28 protein-coding genes are annotated in these 25,965 nt (G+C 40.2%); 10 read left to right on the top strand and 18 right to left on the bottom strand.

The genetic code is table 11. The features are described from left to right. Positions 1-12: 12 nt before the first annotated feature. The 5 genes from AC1M9K_RS04800 to AC1M9K_RS04780 all read right to left on the bottom strand — a co-directional run bounded on the left by AC1M9K_RS04800 (position 13) and on the right by AC1M9K_RS04780 (position 4,458). Entirely contained in the window at positions 13-504 is a 492-nt protein-coding gene (locus tag AC1M9K_RS04800; RefSeq protein ID WP_092766726.1) for a nuclear transport factor 2 family protein, read from the bottom strand. A 12-nt stretch (positions 505-516) separates the two neighbouring features. Continuing rightward, entirely contained in the window at positions 517-870 is a 354-nt protein-coding gene (locus AC1M9K_RS04795; RefSeq protein WP_092766725.1) for a hypothetical protein, read from the bottom strand. 11 nt (positions 871-881) lie between these two features. Next, on the bottom strand, positions 882-2,084 hold the full coding sequence (locus AC1M9K_RS04790) for an aromatic ring-hydroxylating oxygenase subunit alpha (protein WP_180028360.1): 1,203 nt from the start codon (positions 2,082-2,084) through the stop codon (positions 882-884). Between the two features lie 109 nt (positions 2,085-2,193). Continuing rightward, the gene (locus tag AC1M9K_RS04785) at positions 2,194-3,528 is read right to left on the bottom strand and encodes an acetamidase/formamidase family protein (RefSeq protein WP_180028361.1); all 1,335 of its coding nucleotides are present in this window, start codon (positions 3,526-3,528) and stop codon (positions 2,194-2,196) included. Between the two features lie 45 nt (positions 3,529-3,573). After that, on the bottom strand, positions 3,574-4,458 hold the full coding sequence (locus AC1M9K_RS04780; protein ID WP_481588657.1) for a SphA family protein: 885 nt from the start codon (positions 4,456-4,458) through the stop codon (positions 3,574-3,576). Positions 4,459-4,791: 333 nt separating this feature from the next. Between AC1M9K_RS04780 and AC1M9K_RS04775 the strand changes: the two genes are divergently transcribed. Next, the gene (locus AC1M9K_RS04775) at positions 4,792-5,265 is read left to right on the top strand and encodes a nucleotide triphosphate diphosphatase NUDT15 (protein ID WP_481588656.1); all 474 of its coding nucleotides are present in this window, start codon (positions 4,792-4,794) and stop codon (positions 5,263-5,265) included. Between the two features lie 22 nt (positions 5,266-5,287). Here AC1M9K_RS04775 and AC1M9K_RS04770 read toward each other — a convergent pair whose 3' ends face one another. The 5 genes from AC1M9K_RS04770 to AC1M9K_RS04750 all read right to left on the bottom strand — a co-directional run bounded on the left by AC1M9K_RS04770 (position 5,288) and on the right by AC1M9K_RS04750 (position 9,386). Next, entirely contained in the window at positions 5,288-5,824 is a 537-nt protein-coding gene (locus AC1M9K_RS04770) for a GNAT family N-acetyltransferase (RefSeq protein WP_481588655.1), read from the bottom strand. 243 nt (positions 5,825-6,067) lie between these two features. Beyond that, complete coding sequence (gene ureC, locus AC1M9K_RS04765) at positions 6,068-7,768, bottom strand: urease subunit alpha (protein ID WP_481588654.1); 1,701 nt, start codon at positions 7,766-7,768, stop codon at positions 6,068-6,070. Positions 7,769-7,780: 12 nt separating this feature from the next. Next, the gene (locus AC1M9K_RS04760; protein ID WP_035270651.1) at positions 7,781-8,089 is read right to left on the bottom strand and encodes an urease subunit beta; all 309 of its coding nucleotides are present in this window, start codon (positions 8,087-8,089) and stop codon (positions 7,781-7,783) included. A 22-nt stretch (positions 8,090-8,111) separates the two neighbouring features. Next, positions 8,112-8,414, bottom strand: coding sequence for an urease subunit gamma (gene ureA, locus AC1M9K_RS04755; protein ID WP_035270654.1), 303 nt, complete (start codon positions 8,412-8,414; stop codon positions 8,112-8,114). Positions 8,415-8,510: 96 nt separating this feature from the next. Further along, positions 8,511-9,386 carry an urease accessory protein UreD gene (locus AC1M9K_RS04750; protein WP_481588653.1) on the bottom strand — a complete coding sequence of 292 codons (876 nt, stop codon included), beginning with the start codon at positions 9,384-9,386 and terminating at the stop codon, positions 8,511-8,513. A gap of 235 nt (positions 9,387-9,621) precedes the next feature. Between AC1M9K_RS04750 and AC1M9K_RS04745 the strand changes: the two genes are divergently transcribed. Continuing rightward, complete coding sequence (locus tag AC1M9K_RS04745; protein ID WP_180028366.1) at positions 9,622-10,557, top strand: LpxL/LpxP family acyltransferase; 936 nt, start codon at positions 9,622-9,624, stop codon at positions 10,555-10,557. A gap of 22 nt (positions 10,558-10,579) precedes the next feature. Here AC1M9K_RS04745 and AC1M9K_RS04740 read toward each other — a convergent pair whose 3' ends face one another. Together AC1M9K_RS04740 and AC1M9K_RS04735 are read right to left on the bottom strand one after the other, a co-directional pair. Continuing rightward, complete coding sequence (locus AC1M9K_RS04740; protein ID WP_481588652.1) at positions 10,580-11,242, bottom strand: hypothetical protein; 663 nt, start codon at positions 11,240-11,242, stop codon at positions 10,580-10,582. A 347-nt stretch (positions 11,243-11,589) separates the two neighbouring features. Beyond that, the gene (locus tag AC1M9K_RS04735) at positions 11,590-12,714 is read right to left on the bottom strand and encodes an endonuclease/exonuclease/phosphatase family protein (RefSeq protein WP_035264120.1); all 1,125 of its coding nucleotides are present in this window, start codon (positions 12,712-12,714) and stop codon (positions 11,590-11,592) included. 186 nt (positions 12,715-12,900) lie between these two features. Between AC1M9K_RS04735 and asd the strand changes: the two genes are divergently transcribed. The 4 genes from asd to truA all read left to right on the top strand — a co-directional run bounded on the left by asd (position 12,901) and on the right by truA (position 18,046). Further along, positions 12,901-14,019, top strand: a complete 1,119-nt coding sequence (asd, locus tag AC1M9K_RS04730) for an aspartate-semialdehyde dehydrogenase (RefSeq protein ID WP_035264122.1) — start codon at positions 12,901-12,903, stop codon at positions 14,017-14,019. 284 nt (positions 14,020-14,303) lie between these two features. Continuing rightward, positions 14,304-16,226, top strand: a complete 1,923-nt coding sequence (locus tag AC1M9K_RS04725) for a hypothetical protein (RefSeq protein ID WP_481588651.1) — start codon at positions 14,304-14,306, stop codon at positions 16,224-16,226. A gap of 36 nt (positions 16,227-16,262) precedes the next feature. Beyond that, positions 16,263-17,240: an asparaginase domain-containing protein gene (locus tag AC1M9K_RS04720; protein WP_481588650.1), complete on the top strand. Its 978-nt coding sequence runs from the start codon at positions 16,263-16,265 to the stop codon at positions 17,238-17,240. Positions 17,241-17,248: 8 nt separating this feature from the next. Then, entirely contained in the window at positions 17,249-18,046 is a 798-nt protein-coding gene (gene truA, locus AC1M9K_RS04715; protein ID WP_092766713.1) for a tRNA pseudouridine(38-40) synthase TruA, read from the top strand. A gap of 46 nt (positions 18,047-18,092) precedes the next feature. Here the strand turns inward: truA and AC1M9K_RS04710 are convergent, their stop codons facing one another. After that, positions 18,093-19,100 carry an AraC family transcriptional regulator gene (locus tag AC1M9K_RS04710; protein ID WP_035264130.1) on the bottom strand — a complete coding sequence of 336 codons (1,008 nt, stop codon included), beginning with the start codon at positions 19,098-19,100 and terminating at the stop codon, positions 18,093-18,095. 228 nt (positions 19,101-19,328) lie between these two features. Between AC1M9K_RS04710 and infA the strand changes: the two genes are divergently transcribed. Together infA and AC1M9K_RS04700 are read left to right on the top strand one after the other, a co-directional pair. After that, entirely contained in the window at positions 19,329-19,550 is a 222-nt protein-coding gene (gene infA, locus AC1M9K_RS04705) for a translation initiation factor IF-1 (RefSeq protein ID WP_004692529.1), read from the top strand. A 331-nt stretch (positions 19,551-19,881) separates the two neighbouring features. Further along, entirely contained in the window at positions 19,882-20,199 is a 318-nt protein-coding gene (locus AC1M9K_RS04700; RefSeq protein ID WP_143047400.1) for a hypothetical protein, read from the top strand. A 27-nt stretch (positions 20,200-20,226) separates the two neighbouring features. On the opposite strand, the gene leuB is transcribed toward AC1M9K_RS04700, so the two are convergent. The 5 genes from leuB to leuC all read right to left on the bottom strand — a co-directional run bounded on the left by leuB (position 20,227) and on the right by leuC (position 24,472). Then, complete coding sequence (gene leuB, locus AC1M9K_RS04695; RefSeq protein WP_035264143.1) at positions 20,227-21,306, bottom strand: 3-isopropylmalate dehydrogenase; 1,080 nt, start codon at positions 21,304-21,306, stop codon at positions 20,227-20,229. A gap of 30 nt (positions 21,307-21,336) precedes the next feature. Continuing rightward, positions 21,337-21,915 (bottom strand): hypothetical protein, encoded by a 579-nt coding sequence (locus AC1M9K_RS04690; protein WP_035264152.1) that lies wholly within the window; start codon positions 21,913-21,915, stop codon positions 21,337-21,339. A 97-nt stretch (positions 21,916-22,012) separates the two neighbouring features. Then, a complete protein-coding gene (gene leuD, locus AC1M9K_RS04685) occupies positions 22,013-22,663 on the bottom strand; it encodes a 3-isopropylmalate dehydratase small subunit (protein ID WP_481588649.1) in 651 nt (216 codons plus the stop codon). A gap of 18 nt (positions 22,664-22,681) precedes the next feature. After that, the gene (locus tag AC1M9K_RS04680; protein WP_155756938.1) at positions 22,682-23,011 is read right to left on the bottom strand and encodes a hypothetical protein; all 330 of its coding nucleotides are present in this window, start codon (positions 23,009-23,011) and stop codon (positions 22,682-22,684) included. Between the two features lie 12 nt (positions 23,012-23,023). After that, entirely contained in the window at positions 23,024-24,472 is a 1,449-nt protein-coding gene (gene leuC / locus AC1M9K_RS04675) for a 3-isopropylmalate dehydratase large subunit (RefSeq protein WP_035264359.1), read from the bottom strand. A gap of 234 nt (positions 24,473-24,706) precedes the next feature. Between leuC and AC1M9K_RS04670 the strand changes: the two genes are divergently transcribed. Further along, positions 24,707-24,943 carry a DUF2061 domain-containing protein gene (locus tag AC1M9K_RS04670; protein ID WP_035264169.1) on the top strand — a complete coding sequence of 79 codons (237 nt, stop codon included), beginning with the start codon at positions 24,707-24,709 and terminating at the stop codon, positions 24,941-24,943. Between the two features lie 131 nt (positions 24,944-25,074). Continuing rightward, the gene (locus AC1M9K_RS04665) at positions 25,075-25,932 is read left to right on the top strand and encodes a LysR family transcriptional regulator (RefSeq protein ID WP_035264171.1); all 858 of its coding nucleotides are present in this window, start codon (positions 25,075-25,077) and stop codon (positions 25,930-25,932) included. The last annotated feature ends 33 nt before the right edge of the window (positions 25,933-25,965 follow it).

Genomic DNA, 25,965 nt, shown 5'->3' with positions numbered 1-25,965 from the left:
TTGATTCAGTGCCTATTTAACTGTGTTCGGATAGGGTTGATTGAAGGTCAAATTCAATTCGACGCGTTCAAATTTCCATTCACCCTGCTCATTCCGACTTACTTCTGTTTTATAAAATCCACCTAAGCAACAGGTCGTTGCAGGTTTAACTTGATCTGTTGCGGCTGTTGTTGATTCCTCGGCTAAATTACAGACTTCCCATAACATCCAAGTTGCCTTTGCATGGTCTTGATCTAGGAGCTGTATATCGGGCATGGCCATAATATGTAAGCTCCATAACACTTGAGCCTCTGCAATATTGGACAATGCCTCTAAAATATTTTGACGTCCTTGATACTCCCCAAAACCCTTAGCACACCAAACGGCATTTTGGTGAAATACATGCTGTAAAATGGCTGGATTGTTGCGCTGATCAGCCGCTGTTGCATAGCGACCGATCAGGCCACGAATCGCCTCGCAGGCCTCCAGATAATGCAAACGCTGTTCTAGATTGTGCTGGCTCATCCTGTATTCCTCTTAAACGTTGACCATGTCACCAGTTTCATAAATGAAACGGTTCTCCGCAAATGCATACGGTACGCCAACTGAACCCTTATAAAGCTCGATGTGTGGTGCAACTTCAGCAAAGCTGAGACTTAACCAATACAACTTATGAAGCTCTTCAGGTAAGGTCCCTAGGACATATTGATCGAGTGCGGCAAGTAGCTTGCGCATTTCGGGCAAAATAGCATCGTAAAATGCTTGCAATTCTTCTTTGGTTGAGTTCAAACGCGCTTCATGGCGTTGCTTACCCGTTCCTAAAGCCCATTTCGCAACAAAAGGTTCTAAGCTTGCAAAGTCAGCTGGCAATTGTGAAATGATGTTTGACATGTGCATTCTCCTTATGCGCGATTCAGGTATTGTTCAAGAACGTGGTAACCGTGACGAATCAGGATTTCTTCGTCTTGTAGATGCATCACTTTTTTCGCTCGAGACTCAAGTGCTTCTTGGGTATCTTCCATGGTGGCAGTATCTTCTAACCACGCATTACGTTGTAATACTTGTGCAAACTCTTGCGCCCAACGCTCTGAATAGGTTTTCGCTTTAGGCAGGTAATAGCGACCCTCCCAACGGGTTTGGTTATGGCCGACCGGCCAGAACTGATGGGTGAACCATACTCCTTCAGTCACATGCACCAAGATATTCGGGAAAATGACAGATAATTCAAACGAGAAGTCATCACGATCATTTGGATTGACTGATTTAGGTAGCTGAACACGTTCATAGTGATTCACCAATGATGCGCCAGTGATCTCACCTGACAATGCAGCCGCTGGTTTTGGATTGGCGTTTTTGGTTAAGCACACAGCGCAAGTACGATGATCACCAAACAATTGCACTTCTTGTAAACCTGATGCGAATACATTCGGGAAAGAGCCTGCATGAATGGTCGCCACGTGATACGCTTCAGCAAATGCGTCATGAGCGACTTTCCAGTTACAGTTCAGAACTGTGTTATAGGCAAAGCATTCTTCCATTTCATGGAATGGATAACCGCCTAAATGCTGTCCCATACCGCCTAAGAATTCTTCTACCGATTGAGTGCCGTCATTATCCAAATTGATGAAGATAAAACCTTCCCACACTTCGGTGCGTATTGGTGCTAAACCGTTATGACCTTTGTCAAAGCAAGATGTGAATTTTTCTTCTTCAGGTACGCTGACCAAATCACCTTTAGCATCGTAAACCCAACCGTGGAAACGACACGTCACGACTGCGGCTTTGTTTGAACCAAAGGTTTCATTGCCGGTTTCCACCACAACTTTGTTACCACGGTGTGAACAAATATTGTGGAATCCACGGATTTCACCATCTTTACCATGCATTAAAATGACTGAGGTTTTAGCAAAATCTAAGCGTTTAACTTTATAGTCGCCTTTCTTTGGTATTTCTTCTACACGCCCCACTTTCAACCAAACTTTTGAGAAAACTTTTTCAATTTCTTCCTGATAGATCTCTGGCGAAATACATGGTTCGGTTGGAATAGGCTCAATACCAAGTTCTGGATATAAATCGCCCCAACGGAGTTTTGCATTACTGTTCATATGACATTCCTGTTCAAGTTCTCGTTTCTAAGTTTTAAGTTCAGTAAATTTCATGCTTTTTTCGAACAGCGTTTGAATCACCCGAATCAACCGCCGTTCACGTGATGAATTAAAGTTGGTAATGTTCGCGAACTAAGTTTGCGATCCCCAATTTTTCTAAAATTGGCATTGGGCATAAGAAGGTTGCACGTACCATTCCTGGTAAACGGCTGATTTCGATAGAGCCTGTAATTGTGCAACGGTTCATAACCTCATCCACACTTAAACCTGTGACTTTTGCCGCTCGATTTAAAGCATTGTCCGTTGCATCATTGAGGTTCTTACCTGTTCCCATAAATGTGATTGGACCACTTTCCTCAATTTCAGTTTGTCCCCAACGCGCACCTAAAGCTTTCACTTTTTCACGCTCTTCCTTGGTAAATGGACGTGCCATTGGTGGTAAGTCATCTGGTGCTTGAAGTAAAATTGGACCATCAATAGTTAAGCCTTTAATCACTTCCACTTGTAATTCTGTTTCGCCTGAAACGTCCGTGGCATGCCCTGCAATTTCACCATTGCCTTGTTGCGCATGCATATCTCCCATGTAGACACCTGCACCTGGTACTTTCACAGGGCAAATCAAAATACAGCCTGGACGAATCGAATTGGTATCCATGTGACCGTCAGTTTTGGCTGCGATAAGCTCTTCTTCAGTCATCCCGAATTTATGCGGTGCATTAATCAAGTACTGACCGAAGTCGTGACAGTTATGAGAGTCTGGTAAATCACGTGAAGGTGTCGTACCAATATTTCCGAGGAATGGACGCATGTGTGCAGCAACACCCGGCATGTCAGCACGCGCTAGTGATAGAATAGAATGCTGTGCAGCATGTTCAGGTAATGCAGAAAGCTCATTGGCATTACCAGCTAACTTGTTGGCAATCTCTTGATTGACCGTCAAACTCACTTTATTTTCTTCGTCCAACACGATCACATAACCATGTGAAAAGCGAAAAGCACTGACTTCTGCACCACAGTTTTTACAGTGAATCGCGTCGTCGCCAATCCCTTCTACATAACTTGCAGGCTGTTCAGTACCACATGCCTCACAATATTTCGCAACAAACGGATCGCCTTTATAACGCCCCTCAACAAATTGCATCACACCAGATGAGGTCGCCGTAGAGGTCACATGCATGTGTTTTATCTTTAAAGCGACAGCATCGCCCACCTCTGCACCTTCAATAAAGACAGGCAGTGTTACTTCATGCCCACCTTGGAATGCAGGTGTAATCATGGGACCCCAGCATCCTGGAGGTGTACCAGTTTTAAGTGTCCCACCATTTTTTAAAGGGCCAAGCATACGTTGGCTCGGTCCGACGATACCGCCTGAAAACTCATTCACCACTAAATAATCGACAGCTCCAGCACTGCCTGCTGCATATTCTTGATTCTCAATTTTCATGGCCTTACCTCTATATGCTTGCTCTAATGTTTGGGTAACAATGTTTTAAAATGGAATGGTGATATCAATTGCGAACTTCTGACCTTCTGGTCGGTTTTCAACATCAAATTCTTTTTGATATTTCGCTGCGATTGCATACCCTTTAGGGAATTGATAGCGAACCTGTGGTCCTACGCTGGCTGCTTTAGCTTTAAAATCACCTAAAACAGCACCTTCACCTGAGTCACCTTCAAGCTGACGATGTACGTAACCACCAACACCAACCGCCAAAGGTCCCATGTGTTTCGCGACTAAGTAATCGACATGCAAAGCATTACCCGACTCGTATTTGGTATCTTTATTCTCGAAATTGATGTCATACATCCACTTGGTACTGACTTCGATACCTTGTTTATTTAAGTATGTGGTCGAGATAATCGGTTGAATGGTGTAATAATTACGTCCAATATTTGCGAGTCTATTTTTGTTGTAAGAGCCAACTGGAATATAAAAGTCGACACCTGTCGCCACATGCCAATCCCCTTTATGCCAACCCAATAAGAATGGATCGATAATGAGATCACCCATTGCCATGTGATCATCTTGACGACCACCTAATGTAAGATCTGCATGGGCATATACAAGGAATGCATGCATGCCCCATGTCGCGCCTAAAAATGTTTTGTCACTGACATAGACACCACGAGCAACTGTGGCAAAAGTATCAATTTTAAAATCATCAAATACTGGATGATCATTTTTAAATTTATCTGCGTTGTAGTATTGGTTATAACTGACGAGATACATCCCAGGTGGCGGCATTGCGCCACCAAAAAAACTCTCTGTCCCATCTGGATAAGCACTTCCGCCATTTTCAGCGGCAAGCGCTAAACTTGCGCTACTGAAAAGACATGTGGTCAATGCCACAGAAGTTAGATATTTCCTTACCATTTACCGCATCCCCCTCGTTGCTAAATTCCTTGCTGGCGATGTTCTAAATCGTCTAGCGCATGTCTTAATCTAGTCTTGAAAGGAGGCTGGGAAATATAAGGATGAATCTATGTTGAATTAAGGGATTATCTTGTAGAAATATTGATTTATTCTCACTGGTATAGAGGTTTTAGAGAAATAAAATAGGTTTTCTTCACTATAGTGATAGGTAAAATCCCCTATAAATGTGAATGATTTTTTATTTAAATTACATGTTTTGAAACATTTGAAAGTTAGCGTTGTCATATCGCTGTTGTACTTTGTAGAACACAGAGCAGCTAGATGTGCACAATCATGAATATTAAAAGCAACTCCATCATCGGCGTGGGCATCATGTTGATTGATCAACGTCAAAAAGTTCTATTGGGTTATAGAAACAAAAATGATGAACCTGCCTCATGGTGTTTCCCGGGTGGAAAAATGGATGCCCATGAATCAATTGAAGATGCTGCAGTACGCGAATTGTTAGAGGAAACTGCTTTAGATCTGAGTCAATATATTGAGTCTATTCAACCCTTAAATACGATCATTGATCAAAATGCTGAGGCGGTGAAGATTACGTTCGGAACGATTTATCAACTTTTAGATGAACGTTTAAAAACTCAAATTTGCGTGACAGAATCTGAGATTTTTGAGCGTTGGGAATGGTTTAGCATTGATGAGCTTCCACAACCACTTTTTTCTGAAACTGAAGTCATGATTAGACATTGGCTCAAACAATTTCAAGATAAAAAATGGTCTGTATATTCCTTGTCTAAGAAAGATTAGTTTTAATAAATTAATTTCAAAATTATTTTATAAAGGTATCTTTATTTATTTCATATAAAATATGATTTTCAAGAATATGCCCTGTAGGTAATTCTGGATGCTTGAATTGCTTAACTTCGGTCATACCTAGCCTTTTCATAACTGCTTCTGAAGGCTTATTTGTCAAAGCTGTAAATGCAACTACTTTATTTAAATTAAGCTCTTCAAAAGCATATATCAATGCAGCTCTTGCACCTTCTGTTGCGTACCCCATTCCCCAATATCTTTTTAATAACCGCCATCCAATTTCAACACATGGAGAAAATTCGAATAACACTGGTTGATTGTGCAATCCAATAAAACCAATAAACTCACTAGTATCTTTCAACTCTACAGCCCAAAAGCCCCACCCGTTTCGTTCAATTAACTCATAAATTTTTTCCGCCATCTCAATATTCTGTTGTGGGGTCAAAACTTCATGAAAATATTTCATAACATCTGGATCTAAACCCATTTTTATAAAAGATGAGTAATCTGCTTCCTTCCATTGTCTTAATATTAGTCTCTCAGTTTCAATCATTAGAGTACCTCTATGAATCTATTAAATTTAATATTTCTTGTGCTTGGAAAACTTCTAATATCGATTAAATTTAAAATTTATATATTTTAATTCAGTGTTTAATTTCTTTTAGCAAACGCGTTTATTCCGCTGAAATTTTTATGTATTTAAAATAAATCGATGAATTCTATCTAATGATAAAGTCTTATTAATTACATAAGACTTTATCACCTATCACAGTAATTATCTTTTCTAGAGACAACTTTAAAACAAGAAATACCGCTGTGCCATCGGCAATACTTCCGCAGGCTCACAGGTTAGCAATTTCCCATCGGCTCGCACTTCATAAATTTCAGGATCAACCTCCATCACAGGACAATAGGTATTTAGTTTCATATCTTTCTTCTGAATATCGCGTGTACCTTTACATGGACTGATCAACTTTTTCAGACCCAATTTTTCATGTACACCTGCCTCAATGGCGACTTGGGATAAAAAGGTGATACAGGTGTTATGCACACCGCGCGCATTTGCCCCAAACATCGGACGATAATGCACAGGCTGTGGTGTTGGAATCGAAGCGTTAATATCTCCCATCGGCGCAGCTGCAATCATGCCACCTTTAATAATCATCGAAGGCTTCACCCCAAAAAATGCAGGCTTCCACAACACTAAATCGGCAAGTTTCCCCACTTCAACCGAGCCAATTTCATGGCTTAAACCATGCGTAATGGCAGGGTTAATTGTATATTTGGCGATATAACGTTTGACCCGATTATTGTCATGTGTCGCATTATCACCCTCTAAAGGTCCACGCTGCACTTTCATTTTATGCGCGGTTTGCCACGTACGAATCACCACTTCACCGACACGCCCCATCGCTTGCGAGTCTGATGACATCATGGCAATGGCACCTAAGTCCTGCAAAATATCTTCCGCAGCAATGGTTTCACGGCGAATACGACTTTCTGCAAATGCCACATCTTCAGAAATCGCAGGGTCTAAATGGTGACAAACCATCAGCATATCCAAATGCTCATCAATCGTGTTGATGGTATACGGACGAGTTGGATTGGTGGAAGATGGCAACACATTCGGCTGACCAATGGCTTTTAAAATATCAGGCGCATGTCCACCGCCTGCACCTTCGGTATGGTACGTGTGAATGGTACGATTTTTAAATGCCGCCAAGGTTTCTTCCAAGAAGCCACTTTCATTTAAGGTATCGGTATGAATCGCCACTTGCACATCAAATTCATCGGCAACACTCAGGCAATTATCAATCGCTGCCGGGGTTGAACCCCAATCTTCATGCAATTTTAAACCGACCACACCTGCTCGAATTTGCTCACGAATCGGCTCAGGCTGACTCAAATTGCCTTTACCCAATAAACCAATATTCATCGGTAAATCATCAATGGCTTGCAGCATGGTTGAAATATGCCACGGACCCGGTGTGACAGTGGTTGCAGAGGTTCCTGCCGCAGGGCCTGTACCACCACCAATCATGGTGGTCACACCGGACATCAGTGCGGTTTCAACTTGCTGCGGGCAAATCCAATGAATATGCGTATCGACACCGCCTGCGGTGAGAATCTGTCCTTCACCAGCGATCACTTCCGTCGCTGCACCAAGTGGAATGGTGATATCTGGTTGAATATCAGGATTGCCTGCTTTCCCAATTTTCCAAATACGACCGTTCTTCAGCCCCACGTCAGCTTTAACTATGCCCCACCAGTCGACAATGAGTGCATTGGTAATGACCGTATCGGCAACATCGTCTGCCAACAGTTGTGATTGTCCCATGCCATCACGAATGACTTTACCACCGCCAAACTTCACTTCCTCACCATAGGTAGTGAGGTCTTGTTCAACTTCAATAAACAGCTCAGTATCCGCGAGACGAACTCGATCACCTACCGTTGGACCAAACATTTCCGCATAAGCACGGCGTGACATTTTCATTATTATTTTCCCTTAATCCAACTTACCCATAACACGACCCGCAAACCCATACACCTCACGCTTACCTGCGAGTGCAACAAGTTCAATATCTCGACTCTGTCCTGGCTCAAAACGCACCGCTGTACCTGCCGCAATATTCAGTCGATATCCTCGTGCTAACTCACGATCAAACTGCAACGCATCATTCGCTTCAGCAAAGTGATAATGTGACCCAACCTGAATCGGTCGATCCCCTGCATTTGCTACCGTCATTTTGAGCGTTGCCCGTCCGACATTCATTTCAATGTCTGTATCGGACGTAATGATTTCACCTGGAATCATATTTAATTTTTCCTCTCAGACATCACACAATCGGTTGATGTACAGTGACCAGTTTTGAACCATCAGGAAATGTCGCTTCCACTTGGACCTCTGCGATCATTTCAGCTACGCCTTCCATTACTTCATCCCGTTTTAGCAATGTTGTTCCAAAATGCATGAGGTCACTCACACTCATTCCATCACGTGCACCTTCTAATAGTGCGGCAGAAATGTAAGCCACTGCTTCTGGATAATTCAGCTTTAAACCACGGGCCTTGCGTCTTTCCGCTACAAGCCCCGCAGTAAAAATCAGCATTTTGTCTTTTTCTGTAGGTGTTAGTTCCATAATGCTTTCCTCACTATCTTTAAATATTGATGCAAGATGTGTGCTCAAATGTTTGTGTTAAAACAACTTAACTAGGTTGCTATGACAAGAATAAATTTATGTGCGCCAAATTCTTGGGAACTCTTCATCAAGATCAAACCAATAACGACGAAGCTTTGCACGAATTGCAGCAAATGCATCATGACACTCACGTACATCATGTCCGAGATAACGTGCGGTCACGACGTAACCGAGTAACGTCAATGTGACGTTAATATTCATACGCATGATTAATTCACGAATTTGATCAATATGTTGATCAAGATAGAAATTTGACCGGTATTGTTCTGGAGGCACTGCCCAAAAACTGGCCATCACTGCATGACCGTTCATCCCTAAACAAGACTTTAACCAACGATCATTGCCTTTAAAATTTAAACAGTCTGCAACCAATATTTTCTGATTTTGATAAAGCTGAAATTTATTTTGGTAAGCACCCTGCGAGAAGGTTTCATGTCGTGCTTGCCGTCCAATTACCAACATATCCCAACCGATAAAACTGGCAGCAGCGTCCAAACGTACGATCGTCTCTGAATTTGCATTCGCACCATTAAAGAGCATCGTCTCTTGAGGAAGCCATTCGAAAATCGCCTCATCTTGTACATGAATATGAATATGTTGAAATGCTTGTTTAAGATTGGTTTTGTACCACTTCCCTGCGCCAGGTGTGGTAACCAAAGCATGCGAATCCTGATCTATTTTCATTTCAAAGGTGAGATGATCTCCACCAGCAATTCCAGCAGGTGGATGAACAATAATGGCATGACATACTCCTGTTTTTTCAGGCCACAGCATCTTTTGCACGCGAACAGGTCCAAAGTGCTTACGATGCGCCAAAATTGTGCGATTTGAATCTTTGGTAAAACCTAACTCTAATTTAGCAAACCAATACTGTGCATTTTTGACTGGCTCATTGAACAATACTTGATTCATTCACGGTCATCTTCGTATTCATATCATTTTCAGTAAATGTTCTGCAAAAATTGCACCAAGTTTGCTCAAGCTAATTTTGGTTAAAGGTTTTTAGGCACTTAATGTTGTTATTGATGAGTAATTCATGTGAAAAATCTAAGAACGTTTTTCTAAAGAATCCGATTGTTGCCTTCGCCGAAAAAAAACAGTTCGTGCTAATATAGTGAATTACCTTAAATTGTTATCAAGTTTGAATATGAGTAAACAGAAAAACTACCAACCGGGAGAGTTCCAGTGGTCTTTCTTAATGCCAAAATATTGGGGCATTTGGATTGGTATTATATTTCTGATGCTCCTTGCGATATTACCTTGGGCAATTCAGCATCGTTTAGCTTATCTGATGGGAAATGTAGCTTTCAAATACTTGCGTTCACGTCGTGAAACAACTTTAAGAAATTTGGAAGTCTGCTTTCCTGAATGGATGCCCGAACTTCGTTATGAAAATTCTCGCCAAGTCTTTATTGATCAAATGGTCGGTGTTTTTGAAACACTGAATGCTTGGTATTGTCCCAAATGGTTTAAAGATCGTGTAACGATTGAAGGTTTAGAACATATTCAACAAGCGCAAGCTGAAGGGCGTGGGGCTTTACTACTTGGTACACACTCTACCCTACTCGATGCAGGTGGATATGTCTGTGCCCAGTATTTTGATCCAGATGTCGTATATCGTCCGCAAAATAATCCTTTGCTAGACATGCTGATTTACCGTTGTCGTGCCACGATTTATACCCATCAAATCGACCATGATGATATGCGTGGATTAATCCGTCATTTAAAAGAAGGACGACCTATTTGGTATAGTCCCGACCAAGATTTTGGTCTTAAACAAGGTGTTATGGCGCCCTTTTTTGGTGTACCCGCAGCCACTGTAACTGCACATCGCCGTATATTAAAAATGACCAAAGCTGCTGCGATTCCACTTTACTTCTACCGTAAAGGTGATATTGCAAATCCGAAATATCATATTTTGATTGAACCTGCGTTAGACAATATGCCAAGTGAAGATGAAATTGCAGACGCGACACGAACAAATTTGATTATTGAAAATCAACTTCGTTTAGCACCAACCCAATATATGTGGTTCCACCGTAGATTTAAAACACGTCCGGAAGGTTTTGAAAAAATTTATTAAAAAAAGTGGCTGAGCCGCTTTTTTATTGTGTTTTTAATACATCTGAATTTTTATCAGTATCAGGCTTTTTCGCCTCTACCATCTTATAGCGGTTGATACGGCCTAACTCATCTTTTAAAGTGATATGCTGCATGTCCAAGACATTTAATATCAGCTTTTCTGAAGTTTTATTTTGATTCTGATCTGTCCAATTTACATTGAACTCCGTACCTAAACGAGTCCATTGATTTGCATGAATTTCCCCGACAGCAACAGGGGTTATAAATTTTGGTACTTTTCCGTTGAGATCAATTTGAATCTCTTTTAAATCCACCCTTGGACATTGCTCAGCAAAACATTGATAGGCTGTTGGTTCAGGCGTTAATTTTTGAGCAAAAGACTGTGCTTTAGCTTCTTTAGCTTCTTTAGCTTCTTTAGCTTCTTTAGCTTCTTTAGCTTCTTTAGCTTCTTTAGCTTCTTTAGCTTCTTTAGCTTCTTTAGCTTCTTTAGCTTCTTTAGCTTCAGTGTTCGCGACCTGTTCTTGAGATGCAACCGCATCCATCATTTTTTCATCAGCTTCTTGTGCAAATACGCTGGTGTTCATTAGTACATTTAACACAACGATTGAAGCGAAGGATTTGCTTGTAGTTATGTCTTTCATATTTTTAAGAAACAAAGTCATACCCCATCTGCTCAATATTTTCATTTTGGCAAATCATAGCATTAATAAAAGATTAGAGCTGAATAACGAGATTTAATTCATTCGACCTGTATGCATATAAACGTTTAAATCCACCATAAACTAAACCCGAGTTCTACATCCTGTAAAACTCGGGTCGATGAGGTTGTGCTTTTCAAAAATCATATTATTGTTTTATTGGCTTTCCTTTCCTACATCATCTCCATGATGATTTTCCGTCGGCGTCGTCTTCCATATTGGGATCATTCCATTCCCACTCCCTGTGCCGATAAGCTTAGATTACGCTTAAGCTCGCTTCGTGACTATGGGTCAACAGACACATTCATTGTAAGCAATTTCTTACACGCATCCATTCACACTTGTTTGCCATCTTTATAATCTTGCGCAATTTCATCTGTCACTTGTTTCTCTTCTTTCTCAGCTTTCGCAATACCTTCTTGAATCGCCTCCTGAGCCTCTTGCTCATCAGCATCCGTCTGTTCTAATTCTTGCTGTACTTGCTCAAATTGTCGTCCAGTTTGTAAAACAACGTACACAGGAAAGTGATCCGAACCAATATGCGGTAATCGCTCCATTTTCACCAAAGCAAAATCAGTGCTGTGGAATACATGATCGAGTGACCATCGTAATAGCGGATAGTCAGCATGGAAGGTATTGACATAATGACGTCCAACACGCGGATCTAATAAACCACTGATACGTTGAAATAGTCGTGTGGTACGAGACCATGCCACATCGTTTAGATCTCCCATGACAATGCAACTTTCATCTAAGTCTTTAATTTGATCACCCACAATCAACAATTCAGCATCACGTAATGTAGAGTCTTTGGCTTCAGTTGGACTCGGCGGTTTGGGATGTAAACAATATAATTGAACTGGCTGTCCAGAACGTAATTTCACTGTGGTATGAATAGAAGGAATCTCATTACTCAGTATGAATTTGACTTCGGTATCACTCAATTCCAACTTACTGTAGAGATGCATTCCATAGAGATTATCTAAAGGTACTGGAACACGATAAGGATAATCCGCTTCGATGACTGAAAGTTCATTCTGCCAGGTTTGGTCTGTTTCAAGCGTCAATACGATATCGGGTTGATGCTGATGAATCTGTTCAATCAAACGATGATATTCTGTATTTGGTGTTAAAACATTCGACACAATTAAAGAGATTTGCTTTGATGGATCAAGTTGATCTGGTTGGACCTGTTTCACCTGTTTTTTCCAAATTAAGGTATAAGGCAAAACCATCTTCAATTGATATGCTAATGCAGCAATTAATCCAACAAATATGACTTGGCGTCTTAAATCCCATTCCCCATCCCAAATCAACAGGAGGATAAATGCGATAAAGCCTAGGGCTAAAATTTGTAGTCTTGGAAAATCGGCACCTCGAAACCACCACTCATCACGCGGAATCAAAGACCAAAAACTTAACCAAATCACAACAACAGCCAGTATCTCAATCCATAGCATAGCGCTTCTCTTTATATATTCTTAATTTTTCGATGATTCATAAATTTATATTAGTTTTGCATGTAACATAAACAAGATATATTGCACAATATATTTGCTGTTTTGATTGTGTACCACTTGCAGTTATACACTCTTTTGATACACTCGAACCCCCTTTTTTATTTTAACGCACCGAGGCAAAGTGACATGAAAGTAGGTCTGGTCGGTTGGCGCGGGATGGTTGGTTCCGTCCTTATGCAACGTATGGTTGAAGAGAATGATTTCGCTCATTTTGAGCCATTCTACTTCTCTACCAGTAATGCAGGTGGTGAAGCCCCTGCGTTTGGTGGTAAAACTGCCCCAGCACTTATGGATGCGACAGACATTAATAGTCTGAAGCAAATGGATGTCATTATTACCTGTCAAGGTGGTGATTATACCACTGAAGTTTTCCCTAAGTTGAAAGCTGATGGTTGGAATGGTTACTGGATTGATGCTGCATCTACATTGCGTATGGACGATGAAGCAATCATCGTATTAGATCCAGTCAACATGAATGTGATCAAAGACGGTTTGGTAAAAGGTACGAAAACATTTGTAGGCGGTAACTGTACTGTTTCATTGATGTTAATGGGTCTTGGTGGTCTGTTCCAAAACAATCTTGTTGAATGGGCGACTTCAATGACTTACCAAGCTGCTTCTGGTGCGGGTGCGCAAAACATGCGTGAACTCATCACAGGTATGGGCTATTTGTACAACAATACAAAAGATCTATTAGACGATCCACGTTCTCCAATTTTAGATATCGACTCTAAAATTGCTGAATTACAGCGTGGTGAAGGATTCCCTTCAGCAAACTTCGGTGTACCTTTAGCAGGTTCTTTAATTCCTTATATCGACAAACAGCTTGAAAGCGGTCAATCGAAAGAGGAATGGAAAGGTCAAGTTGAAACCAATAAGATTCTTGGTAATTCACAAATTGTACCTATTGATGGTCACTGTGTACGTATTGGTGCAATGCGCTGTCACTCACAAGCATTGACTTTAAAACTTCGTAAAGATGTTCCTTTAAATGAAATTGAAGACATCATTGCAAGTGCAAATGACTGGTCTAAAGTTGTGCCGAACACACGTGAAGCATCAATGACTGATCTTACACCTGTTGCAGTAACAGGCACGCTTACTGTTCCAGTAGGTCGTTTACGTAAACTTAATATGGGTAAAGAGTATTTAGGCGCGTTCACTGTTGGTGACCAATTACTTTGGGGTGCTGCTGAACCTTTACGCCGTATGCTACGCATCTTGATTGACTATAAAAATGCTTAATTTTTAATAGTTACTTCAATAAAAAGCCGGTCTGATTAGATCGGCTTTTTTTATGCAATTTGAATTGATTAGAGCTTGGAGTGCTATTTGAAAGGAAATATTATGACATCGATACAAAAAACAGTTAAATTACAATCTCATCACTTCTTATTTCGAACATCTTGATCGATACATAATGATGAACTGAGAATATAAAAAATCGAGATTAAAAACAGTCCAATATTTCGAGCACTCAGGTATTAGATTTGCAATAAATTCATTGAATTCAATGAAGGGGAAAAATTATGTTGTATGTCATTCCATTTGTCGTCTTGCTGTTAATCGCACTGGTGCTCAAAAAACGTGAGGATAAACAAAAAAATGGTGACACAGGATCAACAAAATCTAAAAAAAATGTGAGTGTAAAACGCGCTAAGAAAAGCCCCAAAACTCGTTCCACCCCACAACAAGCCTATTCACAGCATGGTCATGGCGCACCACAAGACTTAAGTGCCGAACCAGTGGCTGATGAACTTAAAGCCAGTATTGAATACTTAATTCAATCAGAAAGCTATATGTCAGCCGAAGCAAAAATCAATCAAGCATTGAATCGCGATCCTAGACAACATGAGCTTTACTCGTATTTGATTGATATTCACATCTTACAGAATGATGAATTTGCTTTAAAACAATTGAGTAATTATTTACGCTCCACTGGATTACATTACATTGCGGATGAAGCTGAAGACAAACTTAAAGCTGCAAAAGAAGCGGAACAGAATAAAGAAATTGCGAAAGAATCACGGGATATATCGAACACCGAGAATCAGCCTCGTCATGCTGCACAGTTTCATAGCACCAGTTTTATAACTGAAATCCCTGCAGTGCAATCAGAACAAGCCTTTGATCATCTCATCAAATCACAGGATGAACAACATAGCACTCAGGAAAGCACACCCACTGAAACAAATGAGACCACAGAGCAATCTTCTCTTCCTTCTCAAAGCTCAACATTTGTGTTTGAAACAGAACAATACCCACATCCCTTACAAGCCAAAGAGAAGAAAAGCACTCCTGAGGAAGAAACTGAGCATGTCTCTGCTGAACCTACTGCTCATTTTGTATTTAGCTCAGAACAGCTGGATTTAGCAGAAGAGTTTACGCTCAATAAAACCAATGAAGAAATCATTGACCAGCTCCCTTCTGATCAGGCTGAAAATCAGCAGGCAACTGAACAACAGACTCCATCGCAAAACGAGCATTTTGAACTCGATTTTTTTATGGAAGATACACCGCAACCAACCTCACAACACCCATTCGAGCAAGATGATGAGAAGACTCCTGCATCAAAAGAGCAAACACCTTTAGAATTTATAACGACAGATTTAACTTTCGAGCCAAATGCTCAAACACAGACTGAATCTGAAACAACCAATCAATCGACTGAAGATCGCGCACCCTTAGAGTTTGATTTAGATTTCTCCAGTTTTCAGTCTGAAAATAAATCACAAACAGCATCAGTGCACTCAACTGATGCTGAGAACCTTGCTTCAGAAAATGAGTCCATCCAAAATCTCGACTTCACACTTGATTTAAGTCAAGAATGGGTTGAAAAAACAGATCTCTCTCATTCAGCACTGAGCTCTTCTCCATTAGAAAAAAATCCACAAGAACTGAATATTGAAATAGATCCATTGGAATTTAGCTTTTCAGATCAGTCGGAACAGCCTCATTCTCAAACAACATCTAAGGATGAACTCACTTTTGATCTTTCAGATGATTTTAACTTTGATGCTGAAATATCTAGCTCAGCAAAAGTTCCAGAACAAAGCGTGAATGATCAAAATTTAGATTTTGTAACTTTCGACTTTGAGGAAAATCTTGATTCAAAATCTACAATAGAAAGCTCAATTGAACCGATAAACGAGTTTAATTTTGACCTCAATTCATCAGATGAAAATGTAGAAGTGCAACAGAATCATTCGCATGAAACATCTGCGATAAAAATGAATCCGAATCGTCCTGATGATCCTCTTGTACAACGTTTTCCTGAATTACTCAACGTTGATGAAATTCAACTTAACTTAGATTTAGCGGATCAATACATTAAATTTGGCGCGTTTGATGAAGCAGAAAAATTAATTACGGAATATGAATCGCATTACAATGATGAACAAAAAATACGTGCAGCAAAACTCCGAGAGAGCATGGAATCTGATTCCAATTAATCTTAATATGAAGCAGTCTAATTAGGCTGCTTTTTTATGAGTTCAAAAATAGCTTTAATCTATATGGGTGGTACATTTGGTTGCGTTGGTGAACCTTTAGCGCCTATGCCTGCTGCCGATTTTTTTCCGCAATTAAAAGAAATTTTGCCCGTTCAAAATCAAATCGAGCTTGTCCAGGCTCATGAGATTAAAGACAGTAGTGCATGTATGGCGCGTGATTGGTTGCTGTTAATCCAACAAATTCAACAATTACAAGCTAAACAATTTCAAAATTTTATTGTCATTCATGGTACCGATACCATGAGTTATGCTGCGGCTATTCTTTCTCGATTTCTCCATGATACGTGTCGAGTCATTATCACAGGTAGCCAATTTCCTCTGCTCAATCATGCAGCGACATCTTTGCATCCATCGAGCGATGCTTTAGATAATCTGAATCATGCCATCCAATATATGGAAAATGTGTCTGATGGTGTTTACTTATGCTTTAACCATCAAATTTTTCATGCCAGAACTGCAGTCAAGACTCATCGCACGGCACTAAATGCATTTTGTGGTGAAGCATTTACAAATGTCATCAAGCCCATATCAAGTTCTTTTGTCGACATTACTGAGCAACATATTGAACGCTCGACACAACTCAATATTGCGAATCTGAGTCTTCGCCCCATTGAAATCAAATTATTCAATCAGCATTTAACGCGTTTTATCGACAACTCGCCTCATGTACTCATACTTCAAGCATATGGAACCGGTAATTTAGCAATTAATGCGGATACCACAGATATTTTGAAGCAGCTTCGTGCCTTAGGCTGCCATATTGTATTAAGTAGTCAGGTCATGTTTGGAGAATTAGATCAACGCTATGCAATTAGCAGTTGGATTAAAGCATCTGATATTTTGATCGACGATACACTCAGTGATGCCGATCTTTATGCCAAAATTCTAAAAATGTATTTACAATACCCCTCCACAGATCAATGGTTACAGCATTGGTATGATTCATCAAATTAGAGGTTCAAATGCCACGTTTTGCAATCGGAATTGAGTTTAGTGGCGTTCGTTATCGAGGTTGGCAAACACAGCAACCAGGCGTGCCGAGCGTACAAGAAACCATGGAAAAAGTGTTGAGCAAAATTGCTGATGAACCCATCATTTTGCATGGTGCGGGTCGAACAGATGCAGGTGTTCATGCCACAAATATGGTGGCTCACTTTGACACAAATGCAATACGTCCAATTCGTGGCTGGCTTATGGGAGCTAACAGTACACTCCCGAAAGATATTGCCATCCAGTGGATTCAAGAAATGGGCAGTGATTTTCATGCACGCTTTAAAGCGCAGGCTCGCCGTTATCGTTATGTCGTTTATAACAGACCCATGCGTCCTGCCTTACTCCACAAACAAGTAACGCATGCTTATTACCCACTTGATGTGGATAAAATGATTGCTGCAGCCTCAAAATTTGAGGGTACTCATAACTTTGAAAGCTTTAGAGCTGCTGCGTGTCAATCCAACCAGCCTGTACGCCATGTGAGCCATTGCAAACTCATCAAACACGGTGCTTACCTCGTTCTAGACATCCAAGCAGATGGTTTTTTACACCACATGGTTCGCAATATTATGGGCTGTTTACTAGAAATTGGTCAGGGGATGTACGACATTGACCATATCGATGAAATATTCGCAGCAGAAGACCGTAAAGCAGCAGGAATCACAGCACCACCTGACGGCCTTTACTTTATCCAAGCACACTATCCTGAAGAGTTTAACTTGCCTAAAGTGCCGCTAGGCCCTCATTGGTTAAACATGCCTGAATAATTTTTTATTTTGAATTGAAAAAAATCCCTTCATAAGAAGGGATTTTTTAGCGCTGTTTACGCTTACGATATTCAACAGGTGTCTCATTGGTCCATCGTTTAAAGGCACGATAGAACGTACTTGGTTCTGAGAAACCCGTCAGATAGACAATTCTCTCTACGCTTTCATTGGTGTTTGCCAAAAGTTTTTTAGCTAAACGACAACGATAGTCAGATAAAATTTGCTGGAAGCTTGTATTGGCTTCACTGAGCTGTGTTCTCAAACGACGTGGGGTGATATTCAACTGAGCTGCCACAGTTTCTAGCGTTGTTTCTCCACTCTCAAGTGTAGAACCAATGGCACGGCGCACCTCACCCACTAAATCGTATCGAGCCAACTCCTGTAATTTTTCAATCGCCAACTGCTCATGCAGTTGAAGTAATTCTGGCTCGGCTTGCCAAAGCACATAATCTAAAATTGCAGGATCAAAATAAAGTCGCGTTTCTTTTTGGCCTAAACTTACCGGGCACTCATATACACGGAAATACTCATCGTCTGAAGCACCCTCGCTAAAGTTAAAATCGATATATATAGGTTGAAATCGACCTTCAGTAATAAATTTGAAGAATCTTAAAATGCCTGAAATCGCGCACTCAGAAAAATGACGATTGACTAGGTTTTCAGAGAAAGGTTGTTCACCATTGGTTAGGTAGCAACGATCATCTTCAATAACTAATTTGGCATGAAATGCATCACTGATTAGACGTTGATACGCTAAAGCCCTTTTCAGGCCTTCGCCAAAATTTTCAGATGAAATAAAAAGATGTTCAATCACTTGACCACGATAAAGTGGTAAATGCTCACCTAAATGTAGACCAATGTCTGGATCTTTACTGACTTCTTCGGCAGCAACCCAGAAAGCGTACTGCGCGCTTAAAGGCGTACGCGCATTTTGATCTACTTGATTTAAGGCTACACCCGCTTTTGTTAAAATTTCTTCTGTGGGCAATCCAGCACGACGAATTGCTTGATAACCTAATCGTAGAACAACCGAAGCATCAGTTAGCTGACTCACGCAGTGCCCTTCCTTGTATGTTATTAATATTTACTTAAAACTTATGAATTAGATTACAGTCGATTGACCAAACTGACAACATAGTTAAGCATTTTTTTGTTTAAAAATTTTATTTGTTTGTTCGACAAGTTTGACCATAGAAACGCCGACTGAACTTGGTTTAACCTTGTTTTTTTCTAAAATTTTGCCTATAATTTGCGCCTTTCCAATTTGATCATCAGGTAGGCTATGGCCAATAAAGAGGAACTTATCGAGTTCGAAGGCGTTGTCACCGAAACGCTTCCTAATACTATGTTCCGTGTACGTTTAGAAAACGGTCACGAAGTAATTGCACACATTTCTGGTAAAATGCGTAAACACTATATTCGTATTTTGACTGGCGACAGTGTTAAAGTTGAAATGACACCTTATGACTTATCTAAGGGTCGCATTACTTACCGTGCACGCTAAGTGTTAGTAAGCGAAAAGCCACATTGAGTGGCTTTTTTTGTTTTTGTACTTTTATTTTATGAATCGCATAGAAAGTTCATTCAGCTAAATCAATCGCCTGTCTTTGTGATAAGAGACAAATTCAGATATATAGAATAATTAAACTCACTATTTATTCATTTACTATCCAATCATATATACCAACAAAGCCCATTTGCACATTCAATCTAAAAAATCGTCGTACTGCCCCACTATTTCGTGCACTAAATAAATTGTGTTTTTTGCCCATCTGCATATTTACACTTTTCCTGTTTACGGCATGCCAAACAGCAAATTTTCAGAACAAAAAAATATGAATACTTATGTTTCACAATTTGTAGGACAAGATATCCAACATATCCGAGAAACTACCGAGTTGAATTCTTTTAACATTAAGCTGAAGCCCAATCTTGAGATTCGAGATGATCGATCCATTTTCACCTTTGAACGTATAGTCAACACCTCGATTCCAATGGGAAATTCGATGAGAGATGAAAATAGTTTTATGATTCCTGTATGGACAGCTTCAGCAAGTCAGTCATACGGTAACGTAATGACTTGCTCAAGTGTTTTTAGCTTAAAAAAACAATATCGCTTTCAAAAGCTCGGCAATAAAAAACGCAGCTCATAGGCTGCGTTTTGAATGAATCAACTGAAATTAGTTAAGCGCTGCAACAACTGCTTCACCCATTTCAATTGTCCCAACCTTCTTCATGCCTTCAGACATAATGTCAGCTGTACGTAAACCTTGGTCTAAAACATTCCCTACTGCATCTTCAATCGATTTTGCTGCAGCTTCTTGACGGAACGTATATCGAAGCATCATTGCAACAGATAAAATTGTTGCCAATGGGTTTGCGATATTTTGACCTGCGATATCTGGTGCTGAACCATGACAAGGCTCATACATCCCTTTACCATTTTCATCTAAAGAAGCTGATGGCAACATACCGATTGAACCAGTCAACATCGCAGCCTCATCAGACAAGATATCACCGAACAAGTTACCTGTTACGATCACATCAAATTGTTTAGGTGCACGAACCAATTGCATTGCTGCATTGTCGACATACATATGTGACAAGTTAATGTCAGCATACTGTTCAGCATGCAACTGAGTTACTGTTTGTTTCCAAAGCTCAGTGACTTCAAGAACATTCGCCTTATCAACTGAACACACTTTACCACCGCGTAGTTTCGCCATTTCAAACGCCACTTTAGCAATACGTTTGATTTCTGACTCTGCATATACGTCGGTGTTAAAGCCTTGCTTCTCACCATTCTCTAATTCACGAATACCACGTGGTTGACCGAAGTAAATACCACCAGTTAATTCACGGACAATTAAAATATCTAAGCCTGAAACAATTTCAGGTTTCAAACTTGAAGCATCTGCCAATTGAGGATACAAGATCGCTGGGCGCAAGTTAGCGAAAAGGTTAAGTTCGCTACGTAATTTCAATAAACCACGCTCAGGACGAATTGAGCGCTCAATTGTATCCCACTTCGGACCACCAACAGCACCTAACAAAATCGCATCTGCTTTTTTTGCTTGTTCAGAGGTAACTTCTGGATAAGGTGAACCATGCGCATCAATTGCAGCGCCACCCAATAAACCTTGTTCCCATGTTAAATCTAGATTGAATTTTTCATTGACACGGGTGAGGACCTGTTCAGCTGCTTTTACAATTTCAGGACCAATGCCGTCACCAGCTAAAATCAAGATTTGTTTAGACATGAGATTTTCCATTTGTAAAGTTAGTATGAACTAACGTGTTTTTAAATTTTTTTGTTCCACAAACTCACCTAGTCCATTGAGAACATTATAGGGTTTGCAGAAACGGCGAATGGTTTGTTGCTCTTGCAACAAGTCAACACATAATGGCTCTGGTGCAGAAGCATCAAGTAAACTTTTTTTCCCACTGCTTCGATCTCTAAACATTACAAATCGGTAATCTTTTTTTGCTTCGAAGCGATGGATGACATTAATAGTTTCTGCTTTTTCCTCTGAAATCGGATAAAAGCGAACCACCACCTCATGCAGTCCAGCAGGAACTGAAAGATATAAGGCTTGCGGATCTTTCAAAGAGTCAGCATTTAATCGCACCATACCTTGCTTGATCGCACGCTGATCTAATCTTCGAGATTGAGCATCAACAATGGGATGCTCATCGAATCTTTCAAACTCACAATTCAACGTTCCTGAGCAATAAATCAAAGCATGATTTCTGGTTTCAGGCGTTTCTTTAATCTTTTTCAGTTGTAATCGGTCTACGGTCTGACAAGCGGATAAAACGGCGACAGACAATCCGAAAAACGCATAGCGTAATAAAACTTTTGCCTTCATTTGTGCCCAACCTCACCAAACGGCGCAAAACTAAAAGAATAATTTTGCACCGATATTAGCAAGACTTGAATCAGAGCACTATAGCTTTAAGTATCAGTTACGCTTTGATTTCTTGGAATACCCATGGGCGAACAGCTTTAGTTCTTTCCTCATAAGCACGAATGTCTTCTGCCGCTTGTAACGTTAAACCAATATCATCTAAACCATTCAACAAACAGTGCTTTCTGAATGGATCAACTTCAAATTTAAATGCTTCGCCTGTAGGTGTACGTACTTCTTGTGCTTCAAGATCAATCGTTAACTGATAACCTTCTTGAGCTGCACACTCTTTGAATAATTGATCCACAATCTCTTCAGACAAGATCACTGGTAACATGCCATTTTTAAAGCTGTTGTTGTAGAAAATGTCTGCATAGCTTGGTGCGATTACGGTACGAAAACCATATTCTTCTAAAGCCCATGGCGCATGTTCTCGGCTTGAACCACAACCAAAGTTGGCACGTGAAATCAAGATTGAAGCACCTTGATAACGTGGTTTGTTCAACTCAAAATCTGGATTCAAAGGACGTTTTGAGTTGTCTTGCCCCAAATAGCCTTCATCTAAATAACGTAACTCATCAAACAAATTCGCGCCGAAACCTGTACGCTTAATTGATTTCAAGAACTGTTTTGGAATAATTAAATCTGTATCGACATTGGCACGGTCTAAAGGTGCAACGATACCTTGTTCAACGGTATATTTTTTCATGATTACTACCTAATGGAATCAAGACCATGTTTCACAAGAACTATCATATCTAAAATGTATAAAATTAACTTTTAACAGTTCAACTTTATCTTTTAAATATTTGTACTCCACATGGACTCCATTTTCTTTATGATCAAATTTAATGAGTGCAAACAGTTCATCATTTAAATAACAAGACCAACATGCCATAGCTGGAAATGAATAGTGTTTTAAAATTTCATTGAAAAACTGTTCACTCTGTTCATATTTTACAATGTGAGTCTGTAACAAATGAGGAGCATTTACATCATCCCCCATGCAAACTGAGTCTCTAGTCAGTGAGCATTTCACTTCAGTTACATAACTCATTTCTAGGTTTGCTTAGAACGTACGCACATCTACAAAGTGACCTGCAATTGCCGCTGCTGCTGCCATCGCTGGACTCACTAAATGCGTACGACCACCATTACCTTGACGACCTTCGAAGTTACGGTTTGATGTTGATGCACAGTGCTCACCCGGTTGTAATTTGTCTGCGTTCATTGCTAAACACATTGAGCAACCCGGCTCACGCCATTCAAAACCAGCTTCAATTAAGATTTTATCCAAACCTTCAGCTTCTGCTTGTGCTTTGACTAAGCCAGAACCCGGAACAACCATCGCTTGCTTAATCGTGCTTGCAACTTTTTTGCCTTTTGCAACTTCAGCTGCCGCACGGATATCTTCAATACGAGAGTTGGTGCAAGAACCGATAAATACGCGATCCAATTTAATATCAGACAATGCTTGACCCGCGGTTAAGCCCATATATTGATAAGCACGTGTCCAATCGTTACGTTGTACATCATCTTTTGCTTGTTCTAATGTCGGTACTGCTTGAGATACAGGAATCACCATCTCAGGAGATGTACCCCAAGACACTTGTGGCTCAATCTCTTCACCTTGTAATACAACAACTGTATCAAAGTGTGCACCCTCATCAGAATGTAAAGTATTCCAATAAGCTACAGCTTGATCCCACTGCTCTCCTTTAGGTGCGTATGGACGACCTTTTACGTATTCAATGGTTTTTTCATCAACGGCAACCATACCTACACGGGCACCGCCTTCGATTGCCATGTTACACACCGTCATACGACCTTCGATCGACATATCACGGAATACTTGACCACCAAATTCGATGGCATGACCTGTACCACCAGCTGTACCGATTTTACCGATAATCGCTAAAACCACGTCTTTTGGTGTTACGCCTTGACCTAATTTACCGTCAACACGTACCAACATGTTTTTCATTTTCTTTTGAACTAAGCATTGCGTTGCCAATACATGTTCAACTTCTGATGTCCCAATACCGTGTGCCAAGCAACCAAACGCACCATGCGTCGCTGTATGAGAGTCACCACAAACAACCGTCATACCCGGTAAAGTTAAACCTTGCTCAGGTCCAACAACGTGTGCGATCCCTTGACGGACATCGTTGATATCAAACTGTGCAACATTAAATGTTTTACAGTTATCATCTAAAGTTTGCACTTGGATACGTGAAGTATCATCTTCGATCCCCGCAATCCCTTCAGAACGCTCTTTCGTAGACGTTGGTACGTTATGGTCAGGAGTTGCCACGTTTGCACTTAAACGCCAAGGTTTACGTCCTGCAAGTTGTAAGCCTTCAAAAGCTTGTGGAGAAGTCACTTCATGCAACAAGTGACGATCGATATAAAGTAAAGAAGATCCATCATCGCGTTGTTTAACTAAATGATCGTCCCACAATTTATCGTACAACGTTTTTTTTGTTTGAGTTTCTGCTTTTTGGGTTTCGCCTGCCATGTCGATTTGCTCCACTGGACTGGGTAATTCTGTCATTAATTACGATTATAACGGCCTATTCACATAAATCTAATTTATCATTTTTATTAGTTTAAAAACTTTTTAGAATCAATTTAAACACAAAAACCATCTATAAAAACGATTAATTTAAAAATAATATTCGCTTTTACAGATTAAATAAGAATGCTTATCATTTTAACATCTCCAAGATCACCACCAACTGAGGATGTTCACATGGCACATATTCAAAAATTTGTTGAAGATAATCAACGCATGTTCAAAAAAACATTAAGCTACTACATTATGCACATTACGGTAGCCATGATTGTAGGCTACCTTGTCACAGGCAGCATTTGGATGGCAATTACTTTAAGTTTACTTGAGCCTACTGTACAAGCCGTGGCTTATTTCATTCACGAACGCGTGTGGGAGAAAAAAACGATACAACAGGAAGAAAATATCGTCGCATAGTTTCACCTGTGATCCTCCTCATCTAAGCCGCACTATGCGGCTTTTTTTGCAACAGTTTATGAAGAATTACTTCGCAATAGATATAAATTTATTTTATAATTAAATAATATTTTCATAACCGAGTTTAAATTATGAATCTTGCTGCCTTTGAAGCTTTTATAAAAGTCATGGAAACGGGTTCGATTTCTATGGCAGCTGATCAACTATTTATCACTCAGCCCGCTGTCACCAAACGTATTCATAGTTTAGAAGATTATTTTGGTGTCAAATTATTTGAATCTGCTGGCCGAGGTGTACAAGCCACCCATGCGGCTCATTCCCTGCTTCCTAAAGTTAAAAATTGGTTAAATGAACTAGGTGATATTCATCACACCTTAAGCCACGACCAAAATCAGATTAAAGGAAAGCTTAAAGTTGGTACCAGCCATCACATTGGATTACATCATTTACCGCAACATTTAAAAAGCTATGTTCAGCAATATCCTGATGTGACATTAGATGTGCATTTTGTAGATTCAGAACAAGCGCATGAAAAAGTGTTAGCCGGTGACCTTGAACTGGCATTCTTAACCTTACCCCCTGTCCTAGATGAACGTTTAAAATATGTTCCTTTATGGAGTGACCCTTTGGTTTTCGTTGCTGCAGTTTTTCATCCATTGGCAAATATGAAAAATTTAAGCCTTGAAGATCTCATGCAGTACCCAAGTTTATTACCTGCAGCTCAAACATATACAGCGCAGATCACCCTTGCAGAATTTGAAAAAAATGGATTAAAACCTAAAGTGTCCATGAGCAATAATCCGCTTGAATCCATTCGCATGTTGGCTTCTATTGGGTTAGGTTGGTCTGTCCTGCCAAGTACTTTAGTCAATCAAGACTTGGTCAGACTGGATATTAATTTAGAAATGCAGCGTCAATTGGGTATGGTTTGGCATCCGGGACGCACCCAATCTAAGGCTGCCAAGGCACTGGTTGATTTAATGAAATAATTTCGGCACTCGATATTTAAAAAGTCATCTAAT

Source organism: Acinetobacter sp. 24-47-67, assembly GCF_056779735.1.
The sequence above is the reverse complement of the archived record's forward strand: the minus strand, read 5'-3'. Positions and strand labels throughout refer to the sequence as shown.

Excerpts from the sequence above, each read along its gene's own strand:
- AC1M9K_RS04800 (WP_092766726.1), bottom strand. The coding sequence starts at position 504 with ATGAGCCAGCACAATCTAGAACAGCGTTTGCATTATCTGGAGGCCTGC.
- AC1M9K_RS04795 (WP_092766725.1), bottom strand. The coding sequence starts at position 870 with ATGTCAAACATCATTTCACAATTGCCAGCTGACTTTGCAAGCTTAGAA.
- AC1M9K_RS04790 (WP_180028360.1), bottom strand. The coding sequence starts at position 2,084 with ATGAACAGTAATGCAAAACTCCGTTGGGGCGATTTATATCCAGAACTT.
- AC1M9K_RS04785 (WP_180028361.1), bottom strand. The coding sequence starts at position 3,528 with ATGAAAATTGAGAATCAAGAATATGCAGCAGGCAGTGCTGGAGCTGTC.
- AC1M9K_RS04780 (WP_481588657.1), bottom strand. The coding sequence starts at position 4,458 with ATGGTAAGGAAATATCTAACTTCTGTGGCATTGACCACATGTCTTTTC.
- AC1M9K_RS04775 (WP_481588656.1), top strand. The coding sequence starts at position 4,792 with ATGAATATTAAAAGCAACTCCATCATCGGCGTGGGCATCATGTTGATT.
- AC1M9K_RS04770 (WP_481588655.1), bottom strand. The coding sequence starts at position 5,824 with ATGATTGAAACTGAGAGACTAATATTAAGACAATGGAAGGAAGCAGAT.
- ureC (WP_481588654.1), bottom strand. The coding sequence starts at position 7,768 with ATGAAAATGTCACGCCGTGCTTATGCGGAAATGTTTGGTCCAACGGTA.
- AC1M9K_RS04760 (WP_035270651.1), bottom strand. The coding sequence starts at position 8,089 with ATGATTCCAGGTGAAATCATTACGTCCGATACAGACATTGAAATGAAT.
- ureA (WP_035270654.1), bottom strand. The coding sequence starts at position 8,414 with ATGGAACTAACACCTACAGAAAAAGACAAAATGCTGATTTTTACTGCG.
- AC1M9K_RS04750 (WP_481588653.1), bottom strand. The coding sequence starts at position 9,386 with ATGAATCAAGTATTGTTCAATGAGCCAGTCAAAAATGCACAGTATTGG.
- AC1M9K_RS04745 (WP_180028366.1), top strand. The coding sequence starts at position 9,622 with ATGAGTAAACAGAAAAACTACCAACCGGGAGAGTTCCAGTGGTCTTTC.
- AC1M9K_RS04740 (WP_481588652.1), bottom strand. The coding sequence starts at position 11,242 with ATGAAAATATTGAGCAGATGGGGTATGACTTTGTTTCTTAAAAATATG.
- AC1M9K_RS04735 (WP_035264120.1), bottom strand. The coding sequence starts at position 12,714 with ATGCTATGGATTGAGATACTGGCTGTTGTTGTGATTTGGTTAAGTTTT.
- asd (WP_035264122.1), top strand. The coding sequence starts at position 12,901 with ATGAAAGTAGGTCTGGTCGGTTGGCGCGGGATGGTTGGTTCCGTCCTT.
- AC1M9K_RS04725 (WP_481588651.1), top strand. The coding sequence starts at position 14,304 with ATGTTGTATGTCATTCCATTTGTCGTCTTGCTGTTAATCGCACTGGTG.
- AC1M9K_RS04720 (WP_481588650.1), top strand. The coding sequence starts at position 16,263 with ATGAGTTCAAAAATAGCTTTAATCTATATGGGTGGTACATTTGGTTGC.
- truA (WP_092766713.1), top strand. The coding sequence starts at position 17,249 with ATGCCACGTTTTGCAATCGGAATTGAGTTTAGTGGCGTTCGTTATCGA.
- infA (WP_004692529.1), top strand. The coding sequence starts at position 19,329 with ATGGCCAATAAAGAGGAACTTATCGAGTTCGAAGGCGTTGTCACCGAA.
- AC1M9K_RS04700 (WP_143047400.1), top strand. The coding sequence starts at position 19,882 with ATGAATACTTATGTTTCACAATTTGTAGGACAAGATATCCAACATATC.
- leuB (WP_035264143.1), bottom strand. The coding sequence starts at position 21,306 with ATGTCTAAACAAATCTTGATTTTAGCTGGTGACGGCATTGGTCCTGAA.
- AC1M9K_RS04690 (WP_035264152.1), bottom strand. The coding sequence starts at position 21,915 with ATGAAGGCAAAAGTTTTATTACGCTATGCGTTTTTCGGATTGTCTGTC.
- leuD (WP_481588649.1), bottom strand. The coding sequence starts at position 22,663 with ATGAAAAAATATACCGTTGAACAAGGTATCGTTGCACCTTTAGACCGT.
- AC1M9K_RS04680 (WP_155756938.1), bottom strand. The coding sequence starts at position 23,011 with ATGAGTTATGTAACTGAAGTGAAATGCTCACTGACTAGAGACTCAGTT.
- leuC (WP_035264359.1), bottom strand. The coding sequence starts at position 24,472 with ATGGCAGGCGAAACCCAAAAAGCAGAAACTCAAACAAAAAAAACGTTG.
- AC1M9K_RS04670 (WP_035264169.1), top strand. The coding sequence starts at position 24,707 with ATGGCACATATTCAAAAATTTGTTGAAGATAATCAACGCATGTTCAAA.
- AC1M9K_RS04665 (WP_035264171.1), top strand. The coding sequence starts at position 25,075 with ATGAATCTTGCTGCCTTTGAAGCTTTTATAAAAGTCATGGAAACGGGT.